Annotated in this window: 10 protein-coding genes; 4 read left to right on the top strand and 6 right to left on the bottom strand. The window is 42.6% G+C overall.

The window, feature by feature from the left end; all coding sequences use genetic code 11:
- Positions 1–1,756, bottom strand: a 1,756-nt coding sequence (locus tag V7L29_RS32610) for a DUF4347 domain-containing protein (protein ID WP_334738084.1), incomplete at its 3' end; no start/stop codon positions are given.
- Between the two features lie 847 nt (positions 1,757–2,603).
- Here V7L29_RS32610 and dnaX point away from each other — a divergent pair.
- Positions 2,604–6,038 (top strand): DNA polymerase III subunit gamma/tau, encoded by a 3,435-nt coding sequence (gene dnaX, locus V7L29_RS32605; RefSeq protein ID WP_334738083.1) that lies wholly within the window; start codon positions 2,604–2,606, stop codon positions 6,036–6,038.
- 149 nt (positions 6,039–6,187) lie between these two features.
- Here the strand turns inward: dnaX and V7L29_RS32600 are convergent, their stop codons facing one another.
- Positions 6,188–7,594 (bottom strand): glycosyltransferase, encoded by a 1,407-nt coding sequence (locus V7L29_RS32600; protein WP_334738082.1) that lies wholly within the window; start codon positions 7,592–7,594, stop codon positions 6,188–6,190.
- Positions 7,595–8,404: 810 nt separating this feature from the next.
- Here V7L29_RS32600 and ebsA point away from each other — a divergent pair.
- Positions 8,405–8,779, top strand: a complete 375-nt coding sequence (gene ebsA, locus V7L29_RS32595) for a type IV pilus biogenesis protein EbsA (RefSeq protein WP_334689326.1) — start codon at positions 8,405–8,407, stop codon at positions 8,777–8,779.
- A gap of 399 nt (positions 8,780–9,178) precedes the next feature.
- Here ebsA and V7L29_RS32590 read toward each other — a convergent pair whose 3' ends face one another.
- From V7L29_RS32590 to V7L29_RS32580, 3 genes are all read right to left on the bottom strand, one after another.
- Positions 9,179–9,982 (bottom strand): PEP-CTERM sorting domain-containing protein, encoded by an 804-nt coding sequence (locus V7L29_RS32590; RefSeq protein ID WP_334738081.1) that lies wholly within the window; start codon positions 9,980–9,982, stop codon positions 9,179–9,181.
- Positions 9,983–10,247: 265 nt separating this feature from the next.
- Positions 10,248–10,880, bottom strand: coding sequence for an RloB family protein (locus V7L29_RS32585; protein ID WP_334738080.1), 633 nt, complete (start codon positions 10,878–10,880; stop codon positions 10,248–10,250).
- Positions 10,865–12,181, bottom strand: coding sequence for an AAA family ATPase (locus V7L29_RS32580; protein ID WP_334738079.1), 1,317 nt, complete (start codon positions 12,179–12,181; stop codon positions 10,865–10,867). The genes V7L29_RS32585 and V7L29_RS32580 overlap by 16 nt, the downstream gene beginning before the upstream one ends.
- 227 nt (positions 12,182–12,408) lie before the next feature.
- Here V7L29_RS32580 and V7L29_RS32575 point away from each other — a divergent pair, with 227 nt between their 5' ends.
- Positions 12,409–14,325, top strand: coding sequence for a GTPase family protein (locus V7L29_RS32575; RefSeq protein WP_334738078.1), 1,917 nt, complete (start codon positions 12,409–12,411; stop codon positions 14,323–14,325).
- Between the two features lie 418 nt (positions 14,326–14,743).
- Here the strand turns inward: V7L29_RS32575 and V7L29_RS32570 are convergent, their stop codons facing one another.
- Entirely contained in the window at positions 14,744–15,475 is a 732-nt protein-coding gene (locus V7L29_RS32570; protein WP_334689331.1) for a peptidoglycan-binding domain-containing protein, read from the bottom strand.
- Between the two features lie 200 nt (positions 15,476–15,675).
- On the opposite strand from V7L29_RS32570, the gene V7L29_RS32565 reads away from it, so the two are divergent.
- Complete coding sequence (locus tag V7L29_RS32565; RefSeq protein ID WP_334738077.1) at positions 15,676–15,807, top strand: hypothetical protein; 132 nt, start codon at positions 15,676–15,678, stop codon at positions 15,805–15,807.
- Positions 15,808–15,872: the final 65 nt, after the last annotated feature.

The following is a 15,872-nucleotide window of genomic DNA, read 5'->3' as shown; positions in this document are numbered from 1 at the left end:
CGGGTGTAAAGGTATATGCTCCGGTGCTAGTGTTGAGGCTGAGTGTACCGTAAGTTCCGGTTTTGGTTACAGTTGTGCCATTGACTGTACCACCAATAATCCCGTAGGTGAGGGTTTGTCCGCTATCTGGGTCAGTAGCTATTAATGTACCAGTTTGAGCAGTAAAGGTGTCATTATTGGCTGTATCAGTGTAACTGATTGCAGTGGGAGTATTCAGAGTAGGAACAGTATTAGCAGGGGAATTATTTAGTACAACAATTCGCTGATTGCCATAATCAGGCACATAAGCTTTGGTTTGCCCCCCGGAAGTAGTGAAAAAAGCTAAACCGATGGGGGAGTTAAACTGGTTTTCGCCAGAACCGCTAGAACCAAAGGAAGAATCATAAGTGATTCCCCCTGTGGTGGAGTCGAGGTTGTAGATATCGATGTTGTTGCCGCTATAGTCTGTGACGTAAAGGAAATTGCCGTTAATTTCCAACCCAAATTGCCTGGTGATATTGGGAGAGTTATTCGGCAGGGTCAGTGCAGCATCCCAGGTTAGTTGACCTGTAGTGGGGTTAACCGTCATGACAACAATTCGCTGATTGCCATAATCAGGCACATAAGCTTTGGTTTGCCCCCCGGAAGTAGTGAAAAAAGCTAAACCGATGGGGAAGTTAAACTGATTTACGCCAGAACCGCTAGAACCAAAGGAAGAATTATAAGTGATTCCCCCTGTGGTGGAGTCAAGGTTGTAGATATCGATGTTGCTGCCGCCATAGTCTGTGACGTAAAGGAAATTGCCGTTAATTTCCAGCTCATATTGCCCGGTGATATTGGGAGAGTTATTCGGCAGGGTCAGTGCAGCATCCCAGGTTAGTTGACCTGTAGCGGGGTTAACCGTCATGACAACAATTCGCTGATTGCCATAATCAGGCACATAAGCTTTGGTTTGCCCCCCGGAAGTAGTGAAAAAAGCTAAACCGATGGCGCCGTTAAACTGGTTTACACCAGAACCGCTAGAACCAAAGGAAGAATTATAAGTGATTCCCCCTGTGGTGGAGTCGAGGTTGTAGATATCGATGTTTTTGCCGTTACTGTCAGTGACGTAAAGGAAATTGCCGTTAATTTCCAGCCCAAATTGCCCGGTGATATTGGGAGAGTTATTCGGCAGGGTTAGTGCAGCATTCCAGGTGAGTTCCAGAGTGTGGTGATAATTTGCCAGAGTGTCTGCCTGAAAAATAGTGGTGGCTTCTGTCATCCAGTTTTCCATACCCAAGTTGGTACGGCTAGCAATAATCCGGCTACCTGTCTGGTCAGCTAGTTGTTGAATGAATACTTCATCTGCACCGACTCGGCAACTGCACAGCACGATTTCATTCACTGCCCATTCGGACAACAGTGCCCGATGCGTTAGTATTGTCTGGCTTACAATCAAAGTTTTTCCCAGGTGAATTTTTCCGGGTTCTCCATGCGCCACAATGACTAAGCGTTCGTAGTGTCCCAGACTGAGCAACTGTGTAATTTGGGTGAGTCCTTCAGCTTGTGGGTCAATGACTGCGGCGTTTATCCCAGGTTGTAGCCCGACAATAAGGGTTGCATAATCCTCAACAGTTGGGTCAATTACAACCAGAGTTGTAGGGTTCAGAGGCTCATCTGTAGCATTCTTGACTTTAGTCGCATTGTGTCTAGAGGTAGACAGTGTGCTTTGGTTAAAAGTTTCGATATGAGCAACAGTCGCATCAATAAAAAGCAGTTGATTCGGTTTGTAATTCATGTTTAGGAAAATTTTGGGTTTACTAATTAAATGTTGCTGACTAGTACCGCAAGGCGGAAGTCAAAAGTTAAAAGTATTATGGAATAAGCTCTTTAGGGATTTTAAATGGTTGCTCTATTTACGCCGTGGCGTACTAGTTGGTATAAAACTTACGCACAAGAGATCCCCCAACCCCATTAAAAAGGGGATCTAGGTTTTAGGTTTTTAGTGCGTAAGTCCTATGGTATTTAAAAGCAGACCTAAATAGCTTGCTGATTGATTATTTGTAGAACAAGGACAAAGACTATACAATTGCTACTGTTATGCAACGCCTGAAAATCTTTAACTAAAGAAACCTCAAAACGTTAGTTTATGTAGCCTCAGCCTCCATGTCACAAGTTATTAGAAGTAGTTTAAAAAAGTATTTTTTTGTGATTTATGTAAATTTAACGATACTTTTTATTTAAAACTACAGTATAAACACTTAAAAAATTGCGTTTCTGTTCTGAGTCTAGCTTGAGATATGTATAGGACTTACGCACTGAAGCCTGAAACGTAGATTCTCCCTAGCCCCTTAAGGAGGTTGGGAGATTTGAGTGCCTAAGTCCTGATTGGGCAATAGTTATTCTTACTCACTTCTCTTGATAGAACAAGTGTACTAAATAATATGCTATAATTCCCATACATTGATGTTGAAATCATCTCTGGTTGCTTGCTTTGCTGAATGCCAAAATTTCCGGCATTAGTTGAGTCTGGCGCTATGGCAAAATCGACAAACAAAGCAGGTACGAAAGTTTAAAATAGTTGAATCCTAAACTCGACTCGGTGCTACTAATTAACTTTGAAAGGCATTGAAGTCTATATTTCCATGTCTTATGAACCCCTGCACCACAAATATCGTCCCAAAAGTTTTGCTGAACTGGTGGGTCAAGAGGCGATCGCCACCACCCTCACGAACGCGATCAGCACATCCAAAATCGCCCCCGCCTATTTATTCACTGGGCCTAGAGGTACGGGGAAAACTTCTAGTGCCCGGATTCTGGCTAAATCCCTCAATTGTCTTAAAAGTGACAAGCCCACTGCTGAACCCTGCGGCGTGTGTGAGGTTTGTCAGGGGATCACCAAGAGCTATGCCTTAGATGTAATTGAAATCGACGCCGCCAGTAATACTGGTGTCGATAATATCCGCGAGTTGATTGAAAAAGCCCAGTTTGCTCCTGTGCAGTGTCGCTACAAGGTTTATGTAATCGACGAATGCCTAACTGGAGATTCTCTGGTCTTGACTGATGACGGACTTAACAGAATCGATGACCCCAAAATCAAAGATAAGAGGGTTCTGAGTTACAACAACTCATCTCTTAAGTGGGAATTCAAGAAAGTTGTCAGGTGGTTAGACCAAGGAGAACGGCAAACCCTGGTTATCAAGACAACTAACCAAGAAATTAGATGTACGGGTAATCATTTAATTAGGACAAACCAGGGATGGCTACCAGCAAAGGACGTAAAAGAAGGAGTGAAGATACTATCCCCTGTGAATGTGGATGCGGCATCGTCATTTACAAATTTGGTATCGATGGACGCACCCGGAGATTTGCTAGCGGACACCAGTTTAAAGGCAATACATCAGGGCAAAAATCATACGACCTGGAATCCATCCTTAAACAAGCCGAATTACTCCGACCTTTCTGTGCTTGCGGGTGTGGAGAAAAGCTGGATATCCCAACCTTTTTACAAAAAAAGGGCCGAGGAATTATCAGTATTCAGTCTCGCTGGGAAAAACATCCATATAAAAAAGGACACGGAATTTGGGAACTTAGAACAGAAAAGTTCCTTGCAGATGCGGCAGTTATACAACCAAATGCACTTGGGCTTATCTACGGAACCTTGCTTGGAGATTGCTCTATCAGCTATCCCAATAAATACAGCAGATTCCCCAGATTGTGTTGGACACACTCAGAAAAGCAGCAAGAATGGTTGGAATACAAAGCCTATCGCCTTCAAGAATTGCGTCCAAAACTGCGAATTACATCTAACAAAGGATACGGAAACATATCAGTTACCTGTAACACAGGTTGCCATCCCCAACTCAAAGATGTCTTTGACATCGTTAAACCGAATAGGGATAAAAAACTTGTCTCTATGGACTGGCTTAATCGAATTACCCCAGAAGGAATTGCTTGGTGGTTTTGCGATGATGGTTCACTTGCCCTCAGTCCAGAAGGAAGTCCACAAATTCAACTACATACGGAAGGATTTTCTGCCGCAGAAAACCAACTCATTGCTACTTGGCTTACAGCAATGGGATACTCAGCAACAACAAAATTTTACACTAGAAGTAGTACAGGCAAGACATACCACTATATACGGTTGGGGGCAAGCACCAGTAGAAAATGGCTGGCAGACCTTAAACAATATTCCATTCCCTCGATGGATTACAAGTTTGGAGACAGTCGTATCTGTTCACCTCGCTGGGATTGAGCGAGTCTATGACATTGAAGTAGCAGATAATCATAACTTTGTGGCAAATGGGCTTTTGGTACATAATTGCCACATGCTCAGTAATCAGGCGTTCAATGCGCTACTTAAGACACTCGAAGAACCACCGAGACATGTAGTTTTTGTATTGGCAACAACAGACCCACAACGGGTGTTACCAACGATTATTTCGCGCTGTCAAAGGTTTGATTTTAGACGCATTCAGTTAGAGGCGATGGTTAGGCATTTAAGTGCGATCGCCTCTAAAGAAAACATTCATATTTCACCTGACGCTGTAACCCTGGTAGCCCAACTTGCTCAAGGAGGATTGCGGGATGCCGAAAGTCTACTTGACCAATTGGGTTTGTTAGTGGGTGAAGTGACACCAGAGCGAGTTTGGGATTTGGTGGGGACAGTAAGCGAACAGGACTTACTGGGGCTTTTAAATGCGATCGCTCAAGATAAACCCGAAGCAGTTCTGGACTGTACTCACAGAATTCTAGATCGGGGTCGAGAACCGCTAACTATTCTGCAAAATATCGCCGCTTTTTACCGTGATTTACTGATTGCCAAAACAGCACCTAACCGCCACGATTTGGTTGCTTGTACTCAACAAACCTGGACAGCGCTGGTTGAGTTTGCTCAATACTTGGATATGAGCGCGATTTTAGCAGGACAGCAACACTTGCGAACATCAGAAGTGCAAATTAAAAATACCACCCAGCCGCATTTGTGGTTGGAAGTAATATTACTAGGATTACTACCCAGTGCTACGAATATTCAGCCACAAGCTCCAAGTGTCACGCCGCAAGTTAACATACCCGCTATATCTCCAAGCTATCATCCTCCAGCAGTTGCTCAAAATCAGGCAGTCTCTTCTGTACCTTTAGCTGATTCGCAAACAAATCATAATTCTGCATCTCCCAATCATCAAACGGCTGTCCAAAATCAGCCTGTCACTTCATCTCCCGCAGTTGAACGGCAAACAAATCACAATTCTGCTGCTAATTCAGTTTCACCACCAACCCCAGAACCTGTTGCTGTTCCTGTATCACCTGCGAACGTTGAACCAGTAACTTCAGAAGTTATTGGGGAAGCAGAGTATGACTTAACTCAGGTTTGGCAAAAAGTGCTTGCTAACCTCCAGCCAAAATCAAGGCAAGAAATGCTGCGTCAAATGAGCCATCTCATAGAGTTCGATGGTGTTGTGGCTCGAATTGCGATCAAACAGGCATGGTATGACAAGGGGAAATCTTATCTACCAATGATTACAGCAGCTTTCCAGCAGACTTTCCAGCGTGAAATCCAGATAAATTTAGAAAAAGGAACTTCTTCAAACTCTACCTCAGCCAAAAAAAATCCTCCTCCAAAAGACTCTACTCGCCCTCAGCAGCCACCAACTCCCAGTTACAACCAGCAAATTCCTTCTCCAGCATCAGTACCACAGCCACCAACTCCCAGTTACAACCAGCAAATTCCTCCTCCAGCGTCAGTACCACAGCCAGCAACTCCATCACCAGCACCGACACCAGCACCAGTAAAAAGCGAGTCGGTAGCAAGCAATGGAAATGGCCTAAATGGAAATGGAGCAAATGGAAATCGGGCAAATGGAAATGGGGTAAATGGAAATAAAGTGCAAGCTTTGCCTCCATCCCCAACCCGAATAGCCGCACCTGATTGGGAAGTTGACGAAGTAGCGATCGCAGCTGTGCGTCTAGCAGAATTTTTTAACGGACAAGTTATCCGCTTCACAGAGGATTCAACAGAATTATCCGATTCTATGACTACACCTGAATGGGTAGAGGAATCAGAAGTTGATGATGAATGAAAATTGGGCATAAGGCATGGGGCATGAGGGGATAATGAGGCAGAGGGCAGGAGAGAACTTTCTTAGGTCTTTTCCACTCTGCCCAATGACGCCACTTGCTTTAAGTCGGCAGAGCCGCCCAACGCAGTGGCTCCCCAGTGCTCTATGCCCTATTCCTCATTCCCCGTATGCAAGGTTTTCACCCATTTCAAGCGCTTTTCTCTTACCGACATCCGAGCAGTAGTACTGCTCATGACGACTAACCAGTGCAACATATATAAATTGCCACGCAGGGTTTGCACCAGCATCATAAAATATGTAGAAAGTGGGAATTTTTGATCTTGACGTACCCGCTTCAGACCTGTAAACATCCCTACCATCGACATAGAAATGGACAAGCCTGTGATCGGACTTAAAATTGGTGGGCGATGACGAGCGATCGCCATTAATAAATCTGGTACTGTTGCTGTCGGCAAAATATACATAATCAGCAGAAACATCAGCAAATCCCAGCTTTTGCGTGTTCCCATACGGTTTTTGAGAATTAAATCCCAATAATCCAAATAGCGTTGATATCCGCCTTCTGCCCAACGGTTGCGCTGATGCCAGAGTGAAACTGCACTTATCACTCCTTCTTCTTGCACTGCTGGATGAAAAACACACTCAATATCCCATTTGTCTAAATGTAAACGGATTGTCAAATCCAAATCATCGGTAATGGTTTCCTCATTCCAGCCACCGCAGTTCTCCAAGGCTGAACGCCTGACAAATTGACCATTGCCCCGTAGTTCGCCAATGCCACCAAGGGCAGTCCGCTGTTGCTGAAACCAGGTATCAAGTGCCATTTCTGCCATTTGACCCTTAGTCCAAAAGTTTTCTTTGGCGTTGGCGATCGCTTTTCGCACCTGCACCGCCCCCACCTTTTCTCTTTGAAATAAAGGTATTACTTGTAGTAACAAATCTGGTGTCACTTGGGCATCAGCATCAAATACTGCTATAATTTCGCCTTTTGTCAGCGGCAATACCTGATTCAACGCCCCCGATTTGCCACCACTAGCTTCTGCTGAACGCCTTAGTACTTTCAGTTGCTGGTGTTTCTGCTCTAGTTCTGCTAATAAATGTGGCGTGCTATCACTGCTGTGATCGTCAATTATCCATACTTCGTAGTGCCCACCTGGATATTCCAGATTACAAAGATTTTTGACTAATTTAGCAATTACCGCTTCCTCATTTTTCGCAGCCACTAGCACCGATACAGAGGGCAAATCTCCCTGTATTTCTTTTGGATAGCGACGGGATTTAGTAAACACTACCACCAAAGCATGAAATCCTAGAATGGTGGTCAGTCCTAGAATAAATATGGAAGCCCAAGAAACTAAATGTAGAGCGATCGTGCCACTCCAGACGATAGTCAAGACTAAAGCTGCTTTGCGTCTACGACCTTGAAACCGGGGTGTTAAAGACAAAGGATCTGTCTCTAACACTGACTCCTCATCTACTGATAGGTCAGACAATAAGGAGTTGAGCGGATCAAGCTCTTGATAAGAATCTTCTTCGGGCCAGGAATTCGCTGGCATAGGTTAGGTTGCTTGATTCAAAAACCAGTATTTGTCTACAGTTAGTAATTTTACGGACAAATATCCCTAAGCTACTTTTCCCGATATTAATCGGAATGGGCAAACTGCAATACCCGCTATCCCTAAGCCAAAAGCCGCTGGGACTACCTTTGTTGTCACCGCCACTCTGCGTAATTACCTCGCATTAACCACGTTTGCTACTCTTAGACAGAGGCTTGATTCCTTTGATAGCCACTTGGGCAGGAAGCTTGTAAAGTCGGACTTTCTCCAATGAGAACTCCGGTTTGGGCAAAGGTAATAGCAAGGTAGCAGCAGCTTGTTGTTGGGAGAAACAGCAATAATGCCATCCACCACTTTACAGTCGGGATTTTTAGTGTTATAGTCTCCAACTTCGGTAACAGTTAATGCAGGATCATTGTAACCGAAATTTTAATATTTCTTAGCAGTAACTTCATTTATTGGGCATTGGGCATGGGGTATTGGACATGGGGCATGGTTATTTTCTCCTTGTCTCTGTGATCTCCCACCCTGCGGGAAGTTAAATCTATATCTCCCCCAGTCTTTTTTCTCTACGAGACACTGCGCGTAGCTTACTTCTCTGTAGGAGTACAATTTTGCGGAAAGTCTGATGCCTACGGCGGGCTGCGCCAACGGAGAAAATCTCCATTCAAAATTCTCCAAGATGAATGCATGAATTTTGAATTGATTTCTCCCCCACTCCTCCCTATGTGCTTTAGACACATCTTTTGGGAATACTACTAATAGCCACTAATATCCCCAGTTGCCAACTAACTTGAGGAATATTTAACAATGTCTATTGAGCAACTCCAGCCTGCCACTCAACAACAAGCTAGTGTTTACTTACCTTACGTTCAGGGCGCTAGGCGTAATTTCTTACCCCATGCCATCAGTCTTTATCAAAAAGGGGTCTTGGAGGGACACCGGAAGATAGAAGCCAGTGAACATGTCCCCTTTGTCGCCTCCTGGAATGTTGCTACCCTACCCTCAGATTTAATCCGTTGCCGAATCCAGTTTGATGGCAACGCTGACCTGAGTTACGAACTGATGATGGCTAGTTTCGAGTTTATTAATTTTTTAATTGAACTTATGGAGAACTATAAACGTTATCGCGTGACCGATTTTTCACAACCGTTTTACCGCAAGCTACTGCGTATAGATGATTGATTAAACTCAGCCGGACTTTTGCCAGTTCGGCTTGTCTTTAAAACTGTTTATATCTAATTTATTACTCAATACGGTTCAGTTAGCGCCAAAAACCTTTCAGGACTTACGGAAAAACTCTCTGGAACTCTTATTCCTTTGTGTCCTTTGCGCCCTTTGTGGTTCGTTTTTCTTAATTTTCGGGTAAGTCCTGCTCTTAACTGAACCGTATTGATTTATTACTCACCTGAGCGACTAGAAGTCAGATGTTAGTTGCTCCTCCGTGGAAACTAAAAAGAGCGCACTGGCTTGGTTACACGAGACTTTATCTGCCTTTACAGGTTAGCAAAACCTTGATTTTGTATTAGTCCACGGAGGTGGACGAGAGCTTGTGTAGTGGCGACTTCTAGTCGCCCAATACTTTTAAAACATCTTCTTTGAACAGATGTCTTTTCTTCTTTTTAAAACAATACCAAAACCAGCGACTATCAGGGTTCCGAGAACGCTTGCGGGTTCTGGAATAGAAGTTTCATTGATAGGTACTTTGATTCTTAAATTCGCCAAGGTAGCGTTAGTCAGAGTCAAGGATGTTACACTTGGCAAACCTGGGATATCGGACTGGAAATCAAAGACTGTAGGAGTTAAACTAGCATTGCGATCGCTATATCTCTCCCCATATCCACTCACTTCAAAAGTGCCCTGATACTGCTTTCCGGTGTCTGGGTCGGTGACAGTACCAGTGTATAAGGCTTTTGTGAGATTAAATTCATCCTGAACTACTCCTTGAAATGTCGTTCCTGGTAATTGTCCCTGGTATTTATACGGTGTCAACTGACCACCAGAGAGAACCGGCGATGTGAGAACACCATCAAATGAGACAATCGGAATGCCTTTAAAGTCAACAAAGTAATGCAGACTTCCATCAGAGCGTGTTTTTACCTTTAAATAGTCTGACTGGTATACAGGAACATAATTAGGATTATTATTAGTACCTAAGTTCCGGTAATAAGTTCCAGTGTTATCCGTATCAATACGAGTAATACTTTTATTAAAATTGGGATTATTTCTGGGAAGTTCGATTGTTCCTGATAATGTGCCAGTACTTTCAATTGTGATGAATTGAGCGGCGGAAGCACTTGCTCCATTAAAACCGATCATCACTGCTGCTAAACAGCTACTGCTAACAACTGCACAACCTAGCTTAATCTTTGATGAACTTAGTTTCATTAACAACTTGCTCCTAGAATCGCCGATTAAAAAACACACCTAATCTGCTGAGATTCATTGCAAATATTTCTCAAGCATGATTTATTATTCCCAAGTTTGTAATGGAAGTTTCATCGATCACAAAAAATCTTGTCAATCGCTATCTTTATTGTTGCTTGCATAGACGCAAAGCGACTTGTTGTCAGACATTGCTTCCGAGCATTTCAAGTTTTTATGACAAGCAATAATTAGATAAAGCTGATTAAAATAATTTTAAGTAATTTCTCTAATTATTCTTTAAACTTAATAAACTACTAATCAGTTTAGGCAAGCCACTACAGCAGGGATTTGAATGCTCAGATAATTCATTACGTTCTATTTGCTTTGCCATCTTCTCAGCACGTTGAATCACTTGTTCAGTTAACGATTTCAATGGTTTTGGATACAAGCACATTGATTTGTCGTAATCGGGTATATGCATTTCAAGCAAATTAATTAACCTATCACGAGTGATTTGTGAAAAATGGTCTTGAAAGTGAATTAGATACCAGAGTTCAAAACAAGGATTTGTAATTGCCAGATCAATTTTTTGGCTTTTAGCTCGATTTATTGCACTTTGCCAATTTGCCAGACTTTTTTCAATATGCTCATCTCCGTCAAAAACAGCCCAAGCCTTATCTTCTTTACTCCACTGCTGATTATCTTTCCTCTGCTGTCGTTCTTCAATGAGTCTTTCAATAATGCTGCGTGGATCAGTTTTGTTTTGATGAGGTAATACAATAATATCTAAAGTTGATGAACGTAATTCATTGCGGATACTATTGAAATAAATTGGTTCTGTTTTACTTCCTTCACAAGCAATTAGTATTTTCTGAGCAATATTTCTACTAGGTGGGTGACGGTTTAACTTTCTTGGCACTGCTCATCACCCTGTAAAATCATTTCCTCTTCAGATGGGAGGAATGGAACGGCTCCAAAACGACCATCTAAATAAGCTTTGTCAATCGCCAAATCATTTCGCACATGGAAATCAGTCAAGGGATATAACTCAGTGCTTTGATCAGAGCGCTTTTGTGTAAACCAAATTTGATCGCGTCGTAACAAGTTATTTCTTTGTAAGGTATTATCATGACTTGTCAAAATAAGTTGAGCGTTTTCTGGATTGGTTTTAGGATTTTGAAATCTTCTGATAATACTTCTAACAATATTGGGATGAATGTTTGTGCCTAATTCATCGACAATTGTTAATCCTCCTGTTTTCAGAGCTACTACTATCCGAAATGCTAAACTAAATAAGCGTTGAGTTCCAAGAGATTCTTCATCAAAAAGCCAAGCCACTAAATCACCGTCATGGGTGTGATGTACAGCATATATATTGTAGTCACTTGGATCATCATATTTCTTTACCATATCGATTCTTGACAATCCTGTGTCAAATTTTCGTACAATTGTCAATGCTTCTTCAAAAATTTCATTGGCTATAGGATGATCAGTACCTTGCAGTAATGTGATCGAGGTAATATCGTACATTTCATTTCCTAAATTAATTCCAACCCAGCGAGCTTTTAACCAGCGTAAAAGAGACTCAATTACATCTACCTTAAGTTTTCCTAATGTACTAATAAATAACTCATTTTCTCTAATACTATCCTGGAGTTGATTATGTGCTCCAGCAAAATCATCACCAGTTTTCCAGATAAATTTTTTGTTACTCTCATCCCATTGACGATGAAATAAACGACGAATCCGTTTAGTTTTGTTTAAAGCATAGTCTAAGTTTTCTGAAATTATATTATTTTTATTAATTACTAGTGAATAAGTATAAATATTATTATTGAATAAAGTTCTTAATTCAAATCTTGTAGGTTTTTGAGCAGAGATCCTATCTAATTTAAAAGGGTCTAGTTTTGCATATTTTAAGATTCTCTGGAATTTCACCACTTCCTGAGTACCATAAACCATAATAAGCAATAAATAATCCAGAGCTTGGATAATATTACTCTTGCCTGATGCATTAGCTCCAAAAATTGCCAGAACAGGTAAAAGCTCAATGTCCCATCCTTCAACATGATATCCAGATGCAATTTCATGATCTGACTTCACTCGTTTGCGTTTGCTGCTTTGACTTGTTTGACGATCGCTTTGTTTTTGAGCAACCGCACTTAGGGTTACAGGTTCTTTAATTGAGCGGTAGTTTTCGACTGTAAAATCTACAAGCATAATTCAAGGCGCACAAGGCAGTTTTTTGTGATTTATTCACGTAAATATTATCTTAAAGGTAGGCAAATCTCCACTTTTACCACAACACATCATATAAACTAGCAGCCAGTGTGAGCTATTATCAGCAAATTATTACACTCTAATACACGCGGTAATCCAGAAGTCACCACAAGATATTAGATCGACAATAGCAATATAAGAAGTCTAACCAAGGCAGGTATAGGGCAATGGTGCGATTAAAACCGTGGCAGTGGGTCGTCTTAGCAATCCCGATCGCTTTTATCATCATTTTTTTACTGGTATCCGCCGGTTCACAAATTCATGCGTGGGGCATTAATTGGATTTGGGGTGTATTTACCCTGGTATTTGTTGGTTGGCGTTGGCTGTTGGTGAAATGGACTCAACCAGCTGTTAACCAAGTGGAAGCTGTATTAACCCAAGTCCGCGAAGAACTGGAATCCACAGCAGAGGATACAGTAGGGTCACCAGTGGGAAGTGATGTTACAAAGCAAGCAGAAACCGCCCTCCAAGAGATTTTGCAAGCAGCACAGAGCGATCGCCCGATTTGGGAAGACTGGCAAACTTTTTGGACGCGATGCCAGGATTTGGTTGTAGCGATCGCTCATATCTACAATCCTCAAATTCAATATCCGCTGCTGAACATCTACGTCCCCCAGGCTTACGGGCTGATTCGGGGAACGGTGGATGATGTGGATCAGTGGATGCAGAAGTTATCCCCTGTCCTCAATCAGGTAACGGTTGGACAAGCATACCAAGCATACGAGGTCTACCGGAAGTTGGAGCCATCGGCTCGGAAATTCTGGAAAGCTTGGAACTGGGCACAGTGGGTCTTAAATCCGGTGGCAGCGGTAGCAAAACAAGTCAGTCAGGGTTACAGTAACCAGGCAACTCAGCAATTATTAGGGAATTTGAGCCAGTTATTCCGCGAAGCTGCCCTTAGGAACTTATGCCGACAGGCGATTGCTCTCTACGGACGTAGCACATTACCAGTTTCAGCATCCTCATTTACACCAACTTTACCCAAGGCAAAAACCCAAACACTCCGAGAAATCCTGACTCAAGCTCAACCAGCCGAGGTGGTTGAGCAAAAACCCGTGAATATTCTGCTGGTGGGGCGCACAGGGTCGGGAAAAAGTAGCCTGATTAACACACTATTTCAGGCGGATCTCGCAGCGGTAGATGTTTTGCCCAGTACTGATCGCATTCAGAATTATCAATGGCAAACTCAAAGTGGGGAAACCCTGACGCTTTGGGATACACCTGGTTATGAACAAGTCAACCGTGCTGCTCTCCGAGACCTAGTGCTTGATTATGCCACCGACGCAGATTTGCTACTGTTAGTTACCCCTGCTCTCGATCCTGCCCTCCAAATGGATGTAGACTTTCTGCAAGACATGAAAGCAGAAGTTGCAGATTTACCTGTGATTGCGATCGTTACCCAGGTAGATCGTCTGCGTCCCATCCGCGAGTGGCAACCGCCTTATGATTGGGAATGGGGCGATCGCCCCAAGGAAATTGCGATTCGCGAAGCCACTGAGTATCGCGCCAAACTGCTAGGAAACTTCTGTAATCTAGTTTTACCTGTGGTTACAGCTGACAGGAAAACAAGTCGAACCGCTTGGGGAGTGGAAGCGTTATCGTTGGGATTAGTAGATGCGATCGCCCCTACCAAGCAACTCCGTCTCGCCCGCTTTTTGCGTAACCTCGAAGCCCGCACCGTCGCCGCAGCCAAAATTATCGACCACTATACTTTCCAGATGACGACAACACAAGGACTAACGGCATTGCTCAAAAGTCCCGTCCTCCAGTTTGTTTCTACGCTCTCAACCGGATCTCCAGCCCTAGCCTATATGTTGGCGGAGCAAATTCCCGTAGAACAGTTGCCGATTGTGATTGGCAAACTCCAAATGGGATATGAGCTTTTCTCGCTTTTGAATACAGGTAACCTTAACCGGCTCAACTTTGAATTGGTATCCCTCTGGCCGCTACTGCTGGAAAACTCCGCTTCACCCGACCGCAACGCCTGGGCATTTGGTCACGCCCTAGTAGAGTACTGGACTCAAAATCTAACGGTTGAACAACTCCGGGAGCGATTTGAGTACTATCTATCGATTGCCAAATAATTTGTCTGCGTTGAGCAATTAATGTCCATTAGCGATGTCTAAGACGGGCTACTTCTTGTGCATCTTCCATTCTCTGGCAACTGCTACGCCTAAATAGCGAGTTTACTAACTATGGTACGTATTACAAGCAAATGAAGCAATTTTCCCCACAAAAACCAAGGGGAAATATACTAAATATAAACATCTTGAAAAAGCTGGTGTCAAGCTTACCTCAAGGCAGTTGAGCAAGTAGCTACCACCAAGATTGAAGCGTTGCAACGAGCTATAGATACCTAAATTATTTTTTTCTGAAGTTGTCACCAATAGCCAGAGACTGAGAACGAGACAAAGTTGAAAAATTCAGAGTGGAGGAAACCTCCACTCTGGTTTTTCGCTTAACTCAGAGTTATCTCTGAATTTTGCTGTATGTCCCATTTGTTTACTTCTTATTCCAGAGACTTAAAAATGCTTGAGAGATGGCTGGGGTGATCTGACTTTGTAAGTGGTTTAGTGCATCACGATGATTTTGATTGTTGTCATCATAATAAGTGAACACATTCGTCAGCTTGACAATCTCAGGATTTTGATCATTTGTCCCCCTCCATTTGTTAGTAACTTTGTATAAAACGTCCTTGGGTAGATTTTGTTGTAAGTTATTTAAGGCTGCGATGTAAGAAGGATTTTGAGGATTCTTTTGGAATTGGAGGCACAAATTTATCAGCTTGAGTTGTGAATGTGGCTTATTTGTTAGACTAGATTGCTGTAGAATTTGACGCTGTTCAATAGTAGCAATGCCATTTTCAGTTAAACCCTGAGATTTTTGAAATTTCTTGACTGCTGTATAAGTAGCTGGCCCATAAAATGGCTTGTCTGGAGGAATTTCGGCATTGGTTGCAAAACCGTGAAACTTCAATCTATTCTGAAGCCCTTTGACTGTATCTTCCATTACACTTCGAGTCTCCAAATCAGCGTTACCATTAACCACAAGTTTTTGTGAGTACTGTTTCTGAAACTTTTTAATCGCTTCTTCAGTAGGATCATCTGTCAAGGAGTTGTTATTACGCTTCCAGGGAGCAAATTTTGTCAGATCAGGGTTAGGGTCAATCTCAGGAGCTAAATATCCCAGCCCGATCAATATATGACGAATGACTTCAGGGCTACTAACAGCCATGCTTTTTGATTCCTTTGCTACTAAACTACCATTTAATGTATCTTGTTTTACAAAAATTAAGTAAGTAGAAATAAACAAATCTAACATGTCTTGTTTGCAAAGCGTTCTAAAAGTTAAGCGATGTGTGACGACAAGCTGCAACTCTTTGAGACGTTCGGCTTAGGCGACTATACACCGAGAAAAAAAGGTGGTTTTAAATCTTGGTGAGCGATCGCGATCGCTTATTCTCAACTATTGATGATACTACGCAATGTTTCCTTTACACCAGCTTGCAAGCGGCTCTCCGTACTTGTGCGATCGCTCTTTGCTATTTTGCCACATTTGTAAAATAAAGTTGCGATGTTAGTCGATTTTATCTAACTTTTATCAAACGGGCAGAAATGTTTTTAATTAAAAA

The sequence above is a fragment of the Nostoc sp. genome (assembly GCF_036916575.1).
In the GTDB taxonomy this organism is placed as follows: Bacteria; Cyanobacteriota; Cyanobacteriia; order Cyanobacteriales; family Nostocaceae; genus Nostoc.
The sequence above is the reverse complement of the archived record's forward strand: the minus strand, read 5'-3'. Positions and strand labels throughout refer to the sequence as shown.